The organism is Bacillus sp. 3255 (assembly GCF_031456485.1).
Lineage (GTDB): Bacteria > Bacillota > Bacilli > Paenibacillales > NBRC-103111 > Paenibacillus_E.
This window is the reverse complement of sequence record NZ_JAVDUS010000026.1, coordinates 18,982-35,776: the sequence shown is the minus strand read 5'-3', so window position 1 is coordinate 35,776 and position 16,795 is coordinate 18,982. Positions and strand designations below refer to the sequence as shown.

Sequence of the window (16,795 nt, the reverse complement as noted above, 5' to 3'; positions counted from 1 at the left end):
CTGACCAATTAAATTGGCATAGCAAAAAAGCCGGACCGATAAGTCATTATCTGTCCAGCTCCACCCGGTTGCGCCCGGCCGATTTCGCGCGGTACAGCGCATGATCCGCTCTGGAAACCATATCCTCGAGAATCATGGTGCCGTATTCCAGCTTCGGTGAAAATTCAGCGATGCCGATACTCGCCGTCAGGGGCACCGCCACTTTCTCATCCCGATAAGCCGTTTGCCGGATATGCTCCAGAATCGTTTCTGCCAAGCTTGCACACTGCTGCGCACTTTGCCGGAGGCAGAGGATGATGAACTCTTCCCCTCCGTAGCGTGCGACGATCGTATTCGCATCCGCCTGCTCTTTCAGAATGGATGCGACATGAGAGAGCACGCTGTCCCCGACTTGATGGCCGTACGTGTCGTTAATTTTTTTGAAATGGTCGATATCCATCATGATGACGGAACTAGTCTGTCCTGCCGATAGACAAGCATGCAGCCTGTCATTGCCGACGGACATCATATATCGCCGGTTGTGAATCTCGGTGAGCGGGTCCATTCTGGCATAGTGCTCCAATAGGGAAATCGTCCTCTTCAGCTTCTCCGCCATCATATTGAACGTGTTGACCAATTGCCGGAGCTCAATGGGAGCGTTTCGGATTTCGCCGGCATCGATCTGATAATCATAACTCCCTTTTTGAATGATTTTCGTAGCGCGCAGCAGCGAACGCACCGGCTTCTCAATTCGCGAAGCTACCATAAAAACAGCAAGTATGCTGCATATAAGGGCAACTAAGGAGATCAGAATGATCGTGATGCTCATCTGATACAATTTCCCCAGTACCTCTTTCTTGGTGACTTCCCCGACAACAATCCAGTTCTTCTCTTTGGACCATAAGTACTGCCCGTATACCTGCTCCCCGTGAAAGCCGGCATACGCCTCATTAGACGGGACTTCCTTCCTGGCCATCTCGACGATCTCCGACGTCGCCAGAGCGGCGTTTGCGTTCCGCATGTCCAGATTGCGCATGGAACGGGTCACGATTTGTCCATCCGCATCCAGCACATACACTTCTCCCGTCTCTCCGAAGCTGAGCTGCTTCATCAATGTGTTCAGCGTATCCAAAGTCACGACGCCCAGAACAGCCCCCTGGAAATCATCGGCATCTCCGAGCACCGGAGCGGCAAACATAATCATCGGCTTCCCGGATTCAGGGGAAATATCCACGCTGGAGATGTAGCTTTTCTTCTGATCCTTAACCTGCGCGAAGAAAGGTTTGGCCCCGACGTACACGCTTACATCAGGAGCAATCCGTATATAGCCGTCCTTTTCGACGAATTGAATGGATTCGAACTCCGAATTGACCTTGCCGTAATTTTGAAACTCCCTCTTCAAATCGCCGATCCGGTGAAACTTGGCATTGTCCGAGAGTGCGAAACGCTTGATCGCATCCAATTTTTCCTGTGCCCATCTTTCTATATATAAACCCTGCAGGGTAATAACCTGTTTGAGCTGAAGCTGTGCTTCATTCACACGGTCGTTTTGCTCGATGTAATAAAAAGGAACAAGAATTGAAACGGCCAATGCCACTATGGCGCCACCCGCCCATAATTGAAACCGCATTTTAAGCGTTTGGTTGGAGAAATACGAGGAAACGCGTCCCACTTCGGCATCAGCTCCTTTCCTACCTTCTATCTTCTTATTATACCTTTTATCCCAGTCAAAAAAAGACATTATCTCTTATAAGACGACAATTTTTTTATTCCCATTTTTCCGCCCCGCTTCTATCATTTGAAAAGAGCTCCGGTTTGGCTTATGCTAATTTGTAATTAGAAATGAGGTCGTTATTGCTATGAAAACTCTTGTACTCACCGAAAAACCGAGTGTCGCTAAGGAAATTGCCCGCGTCCTCGGCTGCACGCAGAAGCAGAAGCATCATTATGAGGGCCCCAAATATGTCGTTACCTGGGCGCTGGGGCACCTGGTTACGCTTGCTGAGCCTGATGATTACGATGCCAAATACAAAACGTGGAATCTGGAAGATCTGCCTATCCTCCCTGAGCGCATGAAGCTCAAGGTATTGAAGGAAACCTCGCATCAATACCGCGGCATCGAGCAATTGAGCCGCCGCGGCGATCTCGCCGAGCTGATCATCGCCACGGATGCCGGGCGGGAAGGCGAGCTCGTCGCCCGCTGGATTATGGAGCTGATCCGCTGGAAGAAGCCGTTCAAACGGCTTTGGATTTCGTCGCAGACGGATCAGGCGATTCGCGACGGCTTCGCGCAGCTGAAGCCGGGCACGGATTACAACCGGCTGTACCAGGCCGCCGTCTGCCGTTCCGAGGCCGATTGGCTGATCGGCCTTAATGTGACGCGCGCGCTGACGAGCAAGTTCGGCGCGTCCTTGTCCGCCGGGCGTGTACAGACGCCCACGCTGGCTATGATGATCGACCGTGAGAAGGAAATCCGGGATTTCCGGTCTGTTGACTACTGGTCGATCGAGGCGGATTTGGGCTCTTTCCGCGCGGTGTGGCGGGATCCCAAAACCGGCGACACGCGTATCTTCGACCGCGAGCGCGCCGACGGCCTGAAAGCGAAGCTGCAAGGGCAGAGCGGCCGCATCGTGAGCATTGCGAAGACGGAGAAACAAATACCGCACCCGCTCGCCTACGACTTGACCGAGCTGCAGCGCGACGCCAACCGCAAATTCGGCTTCTCGGCCAAACAGACGTCGAACGTGCTTCAGCGGCTGTACGAACAATACAAGATCGTCACGTACCCGCGGACGGATTCCCGCTATCTCACCTCGGATATGGCGCCGACGCTCGCCGGCAGAATCAAGGGCGCAGCCATCGGCCCTTATGCGCCGCTTGCCGCCCCGCTGCTGCGCAAGCCGCTGGCGATTTCGAAGCGTATTGTCGACGACAGCAAGGTTTCCGACCATCATGCGATTATTCCGACCGGCGAACCGGTTGCGCTGGCGAGCTTAAGCGCGGATGAGCGCAGGCTGTACGATTTGATCGTGCGCCGCTTCCTGTCCTTGTTCTACGGGCCTTGCCGGTACGATGAAACGAAGCTAACGGTCGAGGTCGCCGGGGAGAAGCTGCATGCCTCAGGCAAAGTCGTCAAAGACGGCGGCTGGAAAGAAGTTTACGGCGCGAGCGACTTCAGCGATCCGGACCGCGATGAGACGGACAGTGATGACGATCCGTCCCAGCTGCTGCCACAGGCGAAGGAGCAGGATGCCGTCACCGTCAAGCAGGCCCGCCAGCTCAACCGGCAGACGAAGCCGCCGGGCCGCTATACGGAAGCGTCCTTGCTCGCGCAGATGGAGAAATGGGGGCTTGGCACGCCGGCAACGCGCGCGGATATTATCGAGAAGCTCGTGTCCTCGGACACGATCGAGCGCCAAGGCTCGCAGCTGATCCCGACAGGCAAGGGCAAGCAGCTGATTGAGCTGGCCTCGGAGGAGCTGCGGTCGCCGGAGCTGACGGCCAAGTGGGAGCAGGAGCTCGAGCGGATTGCCAAAGGCAAAGGCAGCATGGAGCAGTTTTTGAGCGGCATTCGCAAGAAAACGGTGGAATTGGTTAGTGAAGTGAAGAAAAGCGACGCGGCTTACAAGCCGCATAACCTTACGGGCAGCAAGTGCCCGGATTGCGGGGAGTTCCTGCAGGAAGTCAAGGGCAAGCGCGGGCGTTATCTCGTCTGCTCCAGCCGCGAATGCTCCTACAAGCGCGAGGCCGACGGACAGCTGACGAACCATCGTTGTCCGCAATGCCATAAGAAGATGGAAATCCATAACGGGAAGTCCGGTAAGTATTTCCAATGCCGTCCATGCAACGTCGTCGAGAAGGTTGACAAAGACGGCTCAGGCGGAGGCGGCCGCCGCGCCTCGGCCAAGGCGAACCGCCAACTGATCGAGCAGTACTCCGATCAGACCCAGCTTGGCAGTTCGCTCGCCGAGAAGCTGATGGCTGCTATGGGCCAGAAGAAGGACGAATAGCGCTCGCCAGGCGGGGATATCGTCTCCCCGGCAGGGGGTGAGCGGACCTAGCCTCTCCGCCACGCGCGGATGGCATCGACCTCCGCATAAGCCTCTCCGCACGATGCGCCCGGCGCTCGTCCGCCGAGTCTAACGGACTCAGCGAACGCTATTCCTGCGAATAGCGCGGCATTTCGCCGCTTACGGACACCAGAGACCTTATTTGCCGATTTCAGGGCGTTTTCCCGCCCAAATGAGCAAATAACGGCCGCGGTGTCCGTTACTTTTCCGATGAAGCCCTATTGCTTGCAATAAGGGCTTCCCTGTCCGTTAGCGAGGCCCGCCCCCCGCGCGAATTGGCATTGGCCCCGCACGGGATAAGCGGAACCTGCCTCTCCACGCTGCGCCCGGTGCTCGTCCGCCGAGTCTAACGGACTCAGAGGACGCTATTCCTGCGAATAGCGCGGCATTTCGCCGCTAACGGACACCAGAGACCATATTTGCCGATTTTCAGGGCGTTTTCCCGCCCAAATGAGCAAATAACGGCCCCCGTGTCCGTTACAATTCCGATGAAGCCCTATTGCTTGCAATAAGGGCTTCCCTGTCCGTTAGCGAGGCCCACCCCCTCGCGTTCATCCGCCATGCAGGCGGAGCACAAAAAAACCAAGCGAAATCTGCCCCCCGGCAGCTCTCGCTTGGCTTTTTTTATCCCTCTGCAGCCTGTTCCATGATCTTTCCTTTGACCGCAAGCTGAAGCTGCTCCAGACTCGTTATGCCGAGACTGATCAGCGCTTCCCCTGCTTCCATATTAACGTTCGCCAGTATATGCATGCTTGTATTCGGTACAAGTGATTTGCGAAATTCGTGAAATAGAACGGCATTATACGCTTTGAGCACCGTCATGAATTCCACCGTCGGCGGAATGAAGCCGCGAATTTCCGACGCTTTCCAGAAAAACTCCCTCACGTGGATAATGTCTGCGCCGGTCCGGTTCAACTTGCGGATCATGACAAAAAATTCATCGATTAAAGCCTGTCTCTCCGGCCTCATGCTCCCATCACTCATGCTACCATCTCCCAGTTTAACTTCAACCCGGTCTGTAACCGTCTATGGAAAGCATATCACATTATAGTACCTTTGATCTACAAAAATAGTTTATAAGTCCTATATTAAGGAATCGGTTTTTCCTTGCCAAAACCTCTGTGCCGAATGGAGAGAAACATATCCACCACATACAGCACCACGCCCAGGTTAATCGCCAAGTCCGCAATATTCATAATGCCATCTCCTGAACGGAAGACGATAAAATCCGTCACCTTCCCGAACAACAGCCGCTCAATACCATTCCCGATGGCCCCGCCAACGAAGAACGCTGCCCCGCACTGCTGGAGGATGCTCTGCATGCGCCCCTTGTGCCGGTAATAAATGATCACCGCGACGACGACAACGGAAACAACGCCCAGATAGGGTGCCCAGCCCTGAAGCGAGCTCCCCGCCGCCCCCGTATTTTGGTAATACGTGAAGGAAACGATGTCTTTATAGAACGGCATGGATTCCCCCACACTCAGCATGGAGCGGACCCAGACTTTCGATAATTGATCAATAGCTGCAACGACGATAATGATGAGATAGAAAAGCATAAGACTCCCCCTATTGGCAATGTGCTCCTTCTCCTCTATTCTACATGACAGGACGTGGGAACTGCGAATGTTGCGACTAGCGCCGCCGCTTACCGCCCCCCTCCATCCAAATGCAATACAAATAGCCGCCCCGGACCTGCCCAGGCAGCTACTTCATGTTCTCATACTCCCAGCAAGGTTCTCAGCAGCTCTCCTGGCGTATGAACCAAATAATCCGGTCCCCCTCTGAGCAGCAGACGCGGCGCGTCATACCCCCATGTGACCGCAACAATGGGCACGCCCAGCTTCTTGCATGCCTCGATGTCTCGCAGCTCGTCTCCGACATAAATCATGCGGGAAGGCGTGGTCCCCCACTGCTTCATAACTTTGCGAATGGAGTGATGCTTGCCGAACAGCAGTTTCGCCGAAATAATTTCTTTGAAGGCGCCGTCCATTTTGTTATTTTTCAGAAACGTACGAATGTTAGCCTCCGAATTGGAGGAAAGAATGGAGCACTTCACACCCTGTGAAGAAAGCTTCGCGATGACATCTTTCATACCCGGAACGATATGAAGCGTTTTGATATTCTCTTGATAGAGCTGTCTGCCCGCGACGATGAGCTTGGGAATCTGCAGTGCCGGCACACCCAGCCGGTCGACCCGCTCTGCGATGGAAAGCGACCGGAGCAGCGCCAGATCCGTATCTCGAATCCTGCGAAACTGGTGCTGCTCTGCCATTTCATTATACAGCTTGACGAGCAAAGCTCTGGAGTCGACGAGTGTGCCATCGAAATCAAAGAGGATATGTTTCACCATTCGGTTGTATATACAAATAAGGCCGGACCCTCAGTCGGCACTTCTTTGATTTGATTATGGGCAAATTCCTCAAGCGGATCTTTGACGATATGCGGATTGCTGACGTCCCGCAGATCTTCCCAAACACAAGTTATACCGCGTCCATAAGCATCCGCATTGCCGGCATACATTTTACAGCCTTGACAGAACTGCTCTTGCTGATGGGCATCCAACTTGACGATTTTATTTCGGAGACAGCAGTAAATTTCATTGTCTGCATTACATACATTAACGTGAGTGATTAGAGCCATTGTCAGTCAACTCCCTTGCGGCACATTTTGTGTGTAAAGTAAGTTTATCGCACTACTATTAAGTGTATGACAGTTTTTTGTAAACGGAATAACATTTCTCATGACAAGCTGCCTAAATTTGCTACAATATGAAAATGGAATAACCCGATTGGAGGATCCTTCATGCAGGATTGGATGCATCTAGCCTTCCCTTTTCTTATCATCGGCTTTATCATTTATCGTCGAACGAAACGTACGATCGGCTTTCAGAGGCTGGCCAAACGGCGGCTCAAATTCCGTCTCACCCTGTTCAGCCTGCTCGGAATCGTGATTTTCCTGCTAGGCTTCGTCCATCCCAGTCATTTCATCGGCTATGTCATCGGCCTTGCTGCCGGCGCAGGTCTGGGAATGACCGCCATCCGCCACACCCGCTTCGAATATCGGACGGACGGCTGGTATTACCGGACGCACCTCTGGATCGAAATCGCCGTCCTCGTGCTGTTCCTCAGCCGCATCGTTTACCGGTTGGCCTTCATCGCGCTGTCCCCGGACCCGGCCAGGATGAACCCGGCAGATCCGATGCAATTCACCGAGGACCCTTTGACTGCAGGCGTCTTCTTCGTCCTCGTCTCTTACTATGTGCTGTACTTCACCTACTTGCTTCGCGAAGAAATCAAGCTGGATGCAGGCGCAGCATCCGTATCCGCCGATGAAGCAGCCGGTCCGCAAGCCGCCAAATAACAGAGAGCTGTCTGCAGGGTCCATCGCGACCCTGCGGACAGCTCTTTATGTCCCGGCATGCCGCTCGCGCAAATAAGCTAGAATCCGACAACGGTTTTCGAGCGACATTGCATCCGGAGTGAGCTAACCTATGAAAAAGGATTCATAGGAGGGCAACCATAATGAGAGATTTGGAGTTCATTGCCTTAGGCTTGTTCGTTGTTGGTCTCATGTTGTGTCTGTGTATCGACGTATTCAAGAGGAATAGAACGATGATGCTCTCCTATCAGAATCAATCTGAAACCGAGAATGCCGTGAGAGTCATTGAAGTATTCGAGGGATTGGAAGAACCGGAGGAATTGGTGCCTGCTGCAGGGTTGAAAGAGGTCGTCTATCCGATGTATATCGATTGCAGCCGCAACGTGCCGCAGCCTGTACAACCGCCCGCTTGCTGACGGGCTTTTCACTTAAGAATGACCAAGAATGACGGAAGGCTGCGCGCCTTGCGTCATTCTTTTTGTACTGAACCTGAAGAGACGCCCCATCTTGGAGCGCCTTCACTTAAACCTTCTTTCCCCTAACTGCCGGTTGGGGTTGCAAGCTCACGGCGGGATGCCAGCCCGAGATGTTCGCGAAGCGTCGTGCCGCTGTACTCCGTCCGGTAAATCCCCCTATTCTGCAGCTCGGGAATGACCTTGTCCACGAAATCATCCAAACCGCACGGCAGCAGGGGCGGCATCAAATTAAATCCGTCCGCTGCTCCATTCTTCAGCCAACGCTCCATCACATCCGCAATCTGCACAGCAGTACCTGCAAAAGTAAAATGCCCTCTCCCGCCGGCCGTACGGATAATGAGCTCGCGAATCGTCAGATGCTCCCGGCGTGCCAGATCCACATAGAGCTGGAACCGTGCCTTCTGCCCTTGAATCTGATCGATAGACGGAAGCGCCGCCAGAGGCAGAGGACCGTCCAACGGATAGTCAAACAAGTTCACTTTGAGCAGGTCCGACAAACTGCGCACGCCATATTCGGAAACGGCCAATTCATTCAGCTCCCGCTCCTTGTCCCTGGCCTCCGCTTCCGTGTCTCCGACAAAAGGAATGAAGCCGGGAAGAATGATAACCTCATTCTCCGAGCGTCCGAATTGGCGCATTCTGCTTTTGACATCGGTATAGAACGCTGCGGCGTCCTCCATCGTATTTTGCGCCGTGAAGATCACTTCCGCGAGTTCGGCGGCAAACTGCTTCCCGTCTTCCGAGGAGCCGGCCTGCACAAGAACAGGATGCGTTTGCGGCGAACGCGGAATGTTGAGAGCTCCTTTAACGGAGAAAAAGTCGCCGTTGAATTCAGCGCCCTGAATCCGGCTTACATCCGCATAGATGCCGGAGGGCTTATCGGCGAGCAGCGCATCCTCCGCCCAGCCGGCCCACAGCCGTTTGGCCACCTCGACGAACTCCTTCCCCCGATCATAGCGGACTTTGTGGTCCAGATGCTGCTCTTTGCCGAAATTGTGCGCTGTGGCGTCGCCTGTCGAAGTCACAATGTTCCATCCGGCACGACCCCCGCTAATGTGATCGAGCGAGGCAAACTTCCTGGCGATATGGTACGGCTCGTTGTAGGTGGTCGAAGCTGTCGCTGTCAGACCGATATGCTTCGTTACCGAAGCGATGGCGGACAGCAGCGTGAATGCCTCCAGCTGGGGAATGACGCGATATTTAATTAACGGGGTTAAACGATATTTCTCCGCCAGGAAGATCGAGTCCATCTTCCCGCGCTCGGCGGTTTTGGCCAGCTCCTGGTAGTAGCTCAGGCTGGTGGCAAGCTGCGGCTGCGCATCCGGATGCCGCCACGAGGCCTCATGATGACCGGTGCTCAAAATAAATAAGTTCAAGTGCAGCTGTTTTCCCTCTTTCACTCCTGTCACCTCATCGCTCCCATTGATCTATGACGGCAGTATATAGCCGTACTCTTGTCTTCTCCGCTCTTCTTTCTGCTGCTTCTCCAGCGCCTTGAGCCCGATCTCCGTTGCTTCCTGCGGGTCTATGACGAACACCCCGTCATCGTCTCCCACGACCAAGTCCCCGGGCTGAACGCTGACGCCGAACACACTGACCGGCGTATTCACTTCGCCTTCCAGCTTGAGCGTCCTTGTGGTCAGCGCGCTGATCCCTTTGGAATAGACGGGGAAGCCCAGCCCCGTAATCGCGCGAACATCCGCTGCGCAGCCGGACACAATGACGCCCGCCACCTTCTTGGCGATGGCCGCATACGTCCTGAATTCGCCCCAGCACGCCCGCTGCTCGTCGCCGGACATATCGATGACGAGCACATCGCCGGGCTGCACCAGCTCCATCGCTTGGGTGATGGCGCTGGAGTCAATATGCGGTGTGCGTACCGTTACCGCGTTCCCCAGCAGCCGAATCGGCCGGAACAGCGGCTGGGCGCCATGCAGGAACCCGAAATCCGTCAAGTGGCCGATGGTGGACGGACTAATATCGCGATATAACTCCAGAAGCTCTGGAGTAACGCCTTGCACTCTCGGTTGAATACGAAACATAGTGAGATCTCTCCTCTCCTTCTCTCCTTTACTTAACCGGCTTAACTAACTCCGGCTCGTCAACTGCGCTTCCTTCACCGCCCCCGGTTTTCCAGGCAGTAAGTGGAACGGGTTTGCCGCTTCGCCCTGACCGAAAGGCATGCTGCCCGGCACCCGCATCGTCTGCTTCTTCAGCAGCGGGCGCACAAGCTGCTTCCATGGCCATTGGGCCGCTGCAAATAAGGCGTTATGCAGAACCTCCGCAACCTCGGCAGGCAGCTCCGCCTTAGCCATCGCTTCCTCCAGGCAGCTCTGCAGCTCCTGCCACAAGCTCGTTTCGCTAACTCCATAATATTGGGAGACGCTTCGCAAAATCGCGTAGCCGTTCACCTGAATGCCGAGCATCTGGAAGAACGTCAGCAGCTTTTCCGGCTTGTCGTGATACAGGGAATTCGGATACCCTTTGCGCAAGGTGTATGCAGGATCCTCAAGACCGTTCGCTTGGAGCCAAGGCACATGAACGCGCAGAGCATCATGGTCGCGGAGCAGCAGCCCCGCGATATGCCCATGCTTCCACACGAGCACGCAGTTCTGACCGTGAACTTCCGGCATCATGCCCAGCTTGAACAAGCGGAAGCAGATTTCGAAATAGGTGGTGAGCGATTCGCGGAATAGCCGCACGACCGCCGCCTCGCTTACGTCCGATCCAACCAGCCTCAGCCATTCGTCATAAAGATGGCCGTTCTCCTTGGATTCGTGAACCGACAACGCCGACATCGGCAGCAAACGGACGTCGGCATCCTGCACGAGCTCAGCCGGATATTCGCGAATCATCGTCGACAGATGCCTCGGATAATCGGCGAACAGATCGCGGTCTTCCGGCAAGTACGCCCACCATTTCGTTTCGTCGCATAGAAACAGCTTGTGCTTCAGCACGGCATCGCGCTCCAACGCTTGCCGCATGACCCCTTCCGCCTGCTGTCCGTTCATCAGCTTGATGGCAGACAAATAGCGAAGACCACCCAGCGAGTAGATGCCCAGCGGCAGCTTGACATGGTAAGGGCCTTCCTTCTCTGGCATCAACGATCGAACGGACGAGGTCGCGTAGAAGGTCCCGGTCTGCGTCTCCAGCGGAATGCATATCCCCTCTTCCAGCTCTCGCTTGATCTGCTCGGGCAATATCGCCGACATCTGCCATGGGTGAACAGGGATGGCTGTATAGGCGCCATCGCCAAGACCACGCCGGTTCATTTCATCGCTAAGCTGCGCACGCTCTTCCTTGGAGAGCAGCAGGTCGGCCGGGACCAGCTCCGCACGATCATCCAGACCGGATACGACATAATCCTGTTTCACCGCCATCCAGTTAAGCGCAATCGGACGACCGAATTCAGCCGTATAGCTGCGGCATTCTTCATAACCCCAGCCCTGCTTCACCTTCGAGACCGGGTGGAAGGGTCTGTCACGGTAAGCTGCTTTCCGTTCCGCTTCCAGCAAGGCAGCCGCCTGCGGAAGCTCCAGAATAGGTGCCGCCGGCTGTTCGTTCTCAAGCGCGAAGGACGTTTGCAGCAGCGTCTGCTCCATCATGTGCAGCAGTTTCACAGCGCCGTAAGGATCAACGGTTACGGGATCGTTCGCATACAGCGTATATGCATTCTCCATCAGCTTCATAGGACCCATTTCGACTACGCGGATGGTCTGTTCGTGAAGCTTCACTTGAAACACGCCATCCTCGGCGGAGTAACGGTAAGACTGCACGATGGCTGATCTTACGGGAAACACGATGACAGCATCCGGGAGCTGCCAACGAAACATATGCGTTGCCAGCCCGCCCTCCGATTCGAGCCGCTCTTGAACGGCCTTCATCTGCGAATCCTGTGCCGCAAGTGCATCCCATTGCTCCTTGGTCAACAGCTCCACACCTGCATGGCCCTCCAGAAATTGTTCGGCCAGCAGGGTGTTCACCAGATCTTCCATCATCCGCTGCTCAGCTATATAGCCGGTATTGTCCTTCTTCATTGCGTACGGCCTCCTTGTGGCATTCGATAATGGGCCAGCGGATTCGGAACATGCTTCGGATCGACCTCCATGTCCTTCCACAGCCTTCTTCTTGCTAATTGTTCGATCTGAATCGTATCAGAGAACAGATCGTATTTCGCAAAGTTAGCTGCATGCTCCGGATGCTCCTGCTCGTACTGCCGAATGACATCCGCAACCATTTGCCAAAACTCCGTTTCCTTCAGTCCATAACGCTCGTGCATGAAGATGCCGATATCGCCTAAGCACACGAAGAAAAAGGCGCTGTGCAGAAAATCCTTCACCGCATCCAGATCGTCGGTCTGCATATAGGAATGGCGGTTGATGGCCCGGTGAGCGGCCGGCTCCAGGTTCAGCTCCGGGCAAGCCTCCGGCTGCGGCAGCTGAGCCTTGGAGAAACGCAGGCCGTCGTGGAAATCCTTCAGCGCCAGTCTGACAGGCAGGCCGTCTTGATGAATGAGCACGATATTCTGAGCATGGGATTCCATCGCCAGCCCGTGCGCGAACAACATGTGAATCAGCGGCGTGATCGCCGTTTCGAGCAGCTGGCGCGTCCACGCTTGAAGTCCGTACCGGGAGATCCAGGGATCGATGAACGGCTTCTCGCCGTCCAGATAGGTGACCGAGCTTAATGGAATGGCCGATTCCCCTTCCTTCAGGAAGCGGTGCACGCTTTGTCTCCACACGACGCCTAAGTTTCCATAAGCTTGCGGCTGGGAGTCGGCGGGAAGCTTGTCGTATTCGAAGGTGATGCCGGCGAATTCCGCCAAGAATACGAATCCCAGCTTCTTGGCCGTTTCATCCTTCTCCGTCAAAGTCAGCAGCCAGCGGGAAACGAGCGGGGCATTCAGTACCGTATGCTTCGCGAGCATGCGGCGCGTTGACGTATTGGTGATGTTCAGCGCCATCTTCATGTAGGCTTTCTCCCGATTGGACGCATTCGCCCAACTGCGAATAGACTGCTGCGCATAATAAACGTCCGTGCCGCTGCCGAGCTTGACGATCGATGCGTCTTCCAGCTGCTCCCGGAAGGCTGAAGTAATGACGTGCTCCCACTGCCAGGGATGCACCGGCATAAACCTGTAATCTGCAGCCTGGAGCCCTTTCTCAGTCAAAATAGCTTCAAACTGGCGCAAGGTTTCACTGCCCAGCTCATACGCGATAATGGCCCGGTAGTCCTCCCCCTCCATTACGGAGAGCAGGCTCTGGCCTTTGGCAACCGCAAGCCAAACCGGCTGCAGCCGCTGGCCGAACTCAGGGCCGTACCGGGCGTTCTCCTCCATGCTGAAGCCGATTCGCGACTTGTAGCACGGGTGATACGGATGTCCGTCCAACAAGCTTTCCAGCTCGTCATAGCTGCGTTCCTGTCCGCTCGGAGGCAGCGACGCCCGGTACGCTTGTGCCTGAACATCCTTGGCGAGCGTGCTCAGCAGCTCCTCTAGCAGCATGCCGAGCCGCTCTTGGTCACGCTGCGCTTGGCCGAGCACTTCTGCCACGAATTGGGCCAAAGCCGCTGGCCCCCATTCGCCGCTTCCCTGCCGGCGCCTGATCGTTTCTCTGGCCAGACGAACGCGCCCGAACGTAAATTTACGTTTGGCCTTGAAGCGGTAGGAAACCTCTTCGCCTTCGGCTGTCTTGCCTCCCAGAATGAGCTCCCCGTCGAACTTAGCCCCCGGGACACCGCTGAGCGGTACGGCAATTTCCTCATAGATCACAGCTTCAATTAACTGTCCGAGCACCCTTTCCTGCACGTTGGCTTCATAGGCTGCCGAATGGACCGGGGCTTTATGTATCGTGTTCATCCTATACACCTCATTTGATTAATTCCTGACCGCCCGCCAAGGCGGCCGGATCTTCGCGCTGCGCGATGTGCGGAAACACTTTCACGCGCATCCAAATAATCGAGATTAGCAGCAGAGCCGCCATCATAATGAAAATCATCGGCAGGCCGAAGCCCGACGCTACCGCTCCCATGCCGAGCGAGCCGGCCAAACCGCCCAACAGCACAGCGCAGTTGACATAGCTGTAAGTCCGGCTCTCCATGCCTGCCGGCGCGTATTGACGAACGAGCACGTTCATCGACGGCATCATGCCGCCAATACAAGCGCCCGTAAAGAACCTTAGGGCGATTAACTGCCATAATTGATGGACGAACGCCTGCGGAACGGCGAAAATGATCGCGCCGAATACGGCATAGACGAAAACCCGGTGCGAGCCGATTCGATCACCGAGCTTGCCGAGATGCGGGGCGGTGATCATATTCGCAATCCCCATCGCCGCCGAAGTAATGCCGGCAAGCACAACCACATTGTCCGAACCTGTCGCCAATTGCTGGACATACAGCGGAATAAGCGGCAGCGTGCCGATCATGGCCGCCCGCAGAATGGCCGAGGAGACGAACATCGAGGCCATCGGCTTCCTGGCTACGATCAGCTTGAAATCCTGCAGCATATCCGTCCTCTCCGCCGATTTCTCCTTCTTCTCGAACGTCTCCCTCACGCCGAAAATGACGATCAGCGCCGCTGCGAAAATACTGATTCCGGTATAGAAGAATACCTCCCGCAGACCGAAATGGTCCGCCAATAGCCCGCCTAGCAGCGGCCCGCATATGGTGCCGGCCACAGCTCCCGAATGCAGGATGCCCAGCGCATACCCGCTGCGCTCTTTGGGCGTATTGGTCGCGGTCAGCGCGACGGCCGCCGGTCCGAATCCGGACAGCACGCCATTGACAAGGCGCAGCAGGAGCAGCTGCAAGGGGCTGGTGGCGACGCCCATCAGCGTGATCGTGACGGCCATCCCGAGGCCGGAGCGCACCAGCATCATTTTGCGCCCGTACTTGTCAGCCAGCCTCCCCCACAGGGGTGAAAACAGGAACGCCGTGAGCAGGTTCGCGCCATAGATCATCCCGGACCAGAACAGCACTTTTTTCGGATCGGTAAGCCCAAGCTCTTGCAAGTACAGCGGTAAAAAAGGGGTAATGGAGCTTGTGGACGCCATCGCCAGAAATTGCCCGACATATAGAATGAACAGGTTGCGTTTCCATTTATCCAAGGTAAAGACCTTACTCTCTTATGGGATTGGGAATATCGACAAACAGCGGTGTTTCTCCTCTTGCCAAGAAGCAGCTCGTCAAGTTCGCCTTGGCCGGCAAGCTTTCCCCATGCAGCAAATCATCGATATAAGTCGTCAGCCGGGCGTCGGCAGCGGAACGCTCCTGCCGCAGCACCGTTTGAACGACGCGCCAATAGAGCTCCTCCTCTTCGCGGTTGTAAGCCGCCAGCGTATGAATCAGCGAGCCCAGGTGGTTCACGAAGAAATAGTATTTCGTCCTCATCCACGTTGCGGATTCCTCATATAACACCGGGGAGCCCGCTGCGACCAGCGTATGGATCCAATCGGCTTCTGCGGCCTTGCGGCGGTCGATACTGACGCCTTCCAGATCGCGCACATAGAAGCAGTCGGGCATACCGCCTTTGAGAGATACCAGCGAGTTCTGCAAATGCGCCTCGAATGCAATGCCGTACTCCGCCAACATATGCAGCAGAGGCAGCATGGAAATGCGCAAATAACCCGCCAGCCACTCACGCAGATCAGGCAGCTGCCCCGATCCGCTTCGCCGTATCGCTTGGATCAGCTTCGGCTCGGCTTGTTCGGGCAAGCTCTCCAGCAAGGAGGCCAGCACATACGTGAATGGATTGGGCAAATCCATCGGCCTGTAGATGACCGTGAGGCTGGAAGCCCATTCCTCGGCGATCCCATCCATCGTTACCCGGCTGTAGCCTGTCTCGGATAGGATCCGGAAGGGGCCCGGTTGCCATTCGTGCCTGATATGGTGCAGCACCCGTGCCGCATCCATCGTCCGCTCAGCCTGCTCATGCGTATTCACACGCAGCAGATTCGTGATTCGAACGTGCAAGGGCAGCTTGTAACCGTATCCTCCCGATGGCTCCCACACGGTTCTTACTGAAGAAGTGGGGTATACGACAGGACCACATAAGCCCAGTGAGACGATCTTCCTTTGAGCGAACATCGGATGGAGCTCCGGCTGCTGCATCATATAATCCGCTTGCCACGGATGCATGGGCAGCAAACGATAGCCGCCGGCGGCGTCGCCTAACTGCTGACGGGCATGCAGGATAACGGATGGCGGAACCGCCCCGGCTTCCCCGTCCAGCCACTCCTCGTAGACGAGCGCTTTGCGCACCGCGAAATAATGCAGCTGGAAGGAAGCCCCTAGCTCGGGGCTGTATGCGGCAAGCTCGCTGAAATCGAAGCCTTCCGTACATTTCGGGTAGGGATGAAACGGATGTCCGTTATAGAGCGACTGCTCCGAACGGACGCATTCCGCTTGCCCCACCTCCAACGCTTGCGGCTGATTCAGATTCAGGTAATGCTCGATGTACAAGCTCATCTTCTTCAAGCTGTTCTCGATTCTAGTCTTGACGATGCGCTTGTTGGCTTCGCTCGCAGCTCCCTTCTCGCGGAGACTCAGTTCTTCCAGCAGCAGCGCGATCAAACGCTCAACCCCGAGTTCACGAAAGAATCCGGCTGGCGAGGCTTCGTAGAAAAAAGCACCGTACACGTGCTGGCCTATGGCCGAATAGTAGGTAATGGCGCCCGTGATCGTCTTGTCGATCATAGGCAAATGAAGGATGAACGACTCACCGTTCTTCGGGAAGGAATCGTAATGCCGGAGTCCCGGCAGCGTGGCCCGCGGATCTTTCATCCCTGTTTCCCTCAAGAAGCTGTTCAGCAATGCGCGAATGGTAGCCCGCTCCGCTAACTCCATACTTTTGGCCGCTGCGTCCGTCTGCTGTTGTAGCATCTATGCTCC

Annotated in this window: 14 protein-coding genes; 3 read left to right on the top strand and 11 right to left on the bottom strand. The window is 55.6% G+C overall.

The annotated features are described in order from the left end of the window. Positions 1–46 precede the first annotated feature (46 nt). Entirely contained in the window at positions 47–1,651 is a 1,605-nt protein-coding gene (locus tag J2X61_RS31370) for a sensor domain-containing diguanylate cyclase (protein ID WP_310193783.1), read from the bottom strand. Between the two features lie 187 nt (positions 1,652–1,838). On the opposite strand from J2X61_RS31370, the gene J2X61_RS31365 reads away from it, so the two are divergent. Beyond that, positions 1,839–3,989 (top strand): DNA topoisomerase III, encoded by a 2,151-nt coding sequence (locus J2X61_RS31365; protein ID WP_310193781.1) that lies wholly within the window; start codon positions 1,839–1,841, stop codon positions 3,987–3,989. 684 nt (positions 3,990–4,673) lie between these two features. Here the strand turns inward: J2X61_RS31365 and J2X61_RS31360 are convergent. The 4 genes from J2X61_RS31360 to J2X61_RS31345 form a co-directional block, all read right to left on the bottom strand. Next, on the bottom strand, positions 4,674–5,033 hold the full coding sequence (locus tag J2X61_RS31360; RefSeq protein ID WP_274473390.1) for a hypothetical protein: 360 nt from the start codon (positions 5,031–5,033) through the stop codon (positions 4,674–4,676). Between the two features lie 104 nt (positions 5,034–5,137). Continuing rightward, positions 5,138–5,608 (bottom strand): signal peptidase II, encoded by a 471-nt coding sequence (gene lspA / locus J2X61_RS31355; protein WP_274473391.1) that lies wholly within the window; start codon positions 5,606–5,608, stop codon positions 5,138–5,140. Positions 5,609–5,769: 161 nt separating this feature from the next. Further along, the gene (locus J2X61_RS31350) at positions 5,770–6,402 is read right to left on the bottom strand and encodes an HAD hydrolase-like protein (protein ID WP_274473393.1); all 633 of its coding nucleotides are present in this window, start codon (positions 6,400–6,402) and stop codon (positions 5,770–5,772) included. Further along, entirely contained in the window at positions 6,396–6,692 is a 297-nt protein-coding gene (locus J2X61_RS31345; protein ID WP_274473395.1) for a hypothetical protein, read from the bottom strand. The genes J2X61_RS31350 and J2X61_RS31345 overlap by 7 nt, the downstream gene beginning before the upstream one ends. Positions 6,693–6,854: 162 nt before the next feature. Here J2X61_RS31345 and J2X61_RS31340 point away from each other — a divergent pair, with 162 nt between their 5' ends. Then, on the top strand, positions 6,855–7,412 hold the full coding sequence (locus J2X61_RS31340; RefSeq protein ID WP_310193778.1) for a CcdC protein domain-containing protein: 558 nt from the start codon (positions 6,855–6,857) through the stop codon (positions 7,410–7,412). A gap of 161 nt (positions 7,413–7,573) precedes the next feature. Beyond that, complete coding sequence (locus tag J2X61_RS31335; RefSeq protein ID WP_274473397.1) at positions 7,574–7,846, top strand: hypothetical protein; 273 nt, start codon at positions 7,574–7,576, stop codon at positions 7,844–7,846. Positions 7,847–7,968: 122 nt separating this feature from the next. Here the strand turns inward: J2X61_RS31335 and J2X61_RS31330 are convergent, their stop codons facing one another. Genes J2X61_RS31330 through J2X61_RS31305 form a run of 6 tightly spaced genes read right to left on the bottom strand, consistent with a single transcriptional unit; the run spans position 7,969 to position 16,786 of the window. After that, complete coding sequence (locus J2X61_RS31330; protein WP_379241334.1) at positions 7,969–9,306, bottom strand: LLM class flavin-dependent oxidoreductase; 1,338 nt, start codon at positions 9,304–9,306, stop codon at positions 7,969–7,971. A gap of 27 nt (positions 9,307–9,333) precedes the next feature. Beyond that, the gene (locus J2X61_RS31325; RefSeq protein WP_274473399.1) at positions 9,334–9,948 is read right to left on the bottom strand and encodes an RraA family protein; all 615 of its coding nucleotides are present in this window, start codon (positions 9,946–9,948) and stop codon (positions 9,334–9,336) included. Between the two features lie 45 nt (positions 9,949–9,993). Continuing rightward, entirely contained in the window at positions 9,994–11,943 is a 1,950-nt protein-coding gene (locus tag J2X61_RS31320) for an IucA/IucC family protein (RefSeq protein ID WP_310193776.1), read from the bottom strand. Further along, complete coding sequence (locus J2X61_RS31315; protein ID WP_310193774.1) at positions 11,940–13,763, bottom strand: IucA/IucC family protein; 1,824 nt, start codon at positions 13,761–13,763, stop codon at positions 11,940–11,942. The genes J2X61_RS31320 and J2X61_RS31315 overlap by 4 nt, the downstream gene beginning before the upstream one ends. A gap of 10 nt (positions 13,764–13,773) precedes the next feature. After that, a complete protein-coding gene (locus J2X61_RS31310; protein WP_274473404.1) occupies positions 13,774–15,012 on the bottom strand; it encodes an MFS transporter in 1,239 nt (412 codons plus the stop codon). 10 nt (positions 15,013–15,022) lie between these two features. Continuing rightward, positions 15,023–16,786: an IucA/IucC family protein gene (locus tag J2X61_RS31305; RefSeq protein WP_274473406.1), complete on the bottom strand. Its 1,764-nt coding sequence runs from the start codon at positions 16,784–16,786 to the stop codon at positions 15,023–15,025. Positions 16,787–16,795 lie beyond the last annotated feature (9 nt).

Excerpts from the sequence above, each read along its gene's own strand:
- lspA (WP_274473391.1), bottom strand. The coding sequence starts at position 5,608 with ATGCTTTTCTATCTCATCATTATCGTCGTTGCAGCTATTGATCAATTA.
- J2X61_RS31335 (WP_274473397.1), top strand. The coding sequence starts at position 7,574 with ATGAGAGATTTGGAGTTCATTGCCTTAGGCTTGTTCGTTGTTGGTCTC.
- J2X61_RS31340 (WP_310193778.1), top strand. The coding sequence starts at position 6,855 with ATGCAGGATTGGATGCATCTAGCCTTCCCTTTTCTTATCATCGGCTTT.
- J2X61_RS31305 (WP_274473406.1), bottom strand. The coding sequence starts at position 16,786 with ATGCTACAACAGCAGACGGACGCAGCGGCCAAAAGTATGGAGTTAGCG.
- J2X61_RS31345 (WP_274473395.1), bottom strand. The coding sequence starts at position 6,692 with ATGGCTCTAATCACTCACGTTAATGTATGTAATGCAGACAATGAAATT.
- J2X61_RS31315 (WP_310193774.1), bottom strand. The coding sequence starts at position 13,763 with ATGAACACGATACATAAAGCCCCGGTCCATTCGGCAGCCTATGAAGCC.
- J2X61_RS31365 (WP_310193781.1), top strand. The coding sequence starts at position 1,839 with ATGAAAACTCTTGTACTCACCGAAAAACCGAGTGTCGCTAAGGAAATT.
- J2X61_RS31350 (WP_274473393.1), bottom strand. The coding sequence starts at position 6,402 with ATGGTGAAACATATCCTCTTTGATTTCGATGGCACACTCGTCGACTCC.
- J2X61_RS31320 (WP_310193776.1), bottom strand. The coding sequence starts at position 11,943 with ATGAAGAAGGACAATACCGGCTATATAGCTGAGCAGCGGATGATGGAA.
- J2X61_RS31325 (WP_274473399.1), bottom strand. The coding sequence starts at position 9,948 with ATGTTTCGTATTCAACCGAGAGTGCAAGGCGTTACTCCAGAGCTTCTG.
- J2X61_RS31360 (WP_274473390.1), bottom strand. The coding sequence starts at position 5,033 with ATGAGTGATGGGAGCATGAGGCCGGAGAGACAGGCTTTAATCGATGAA.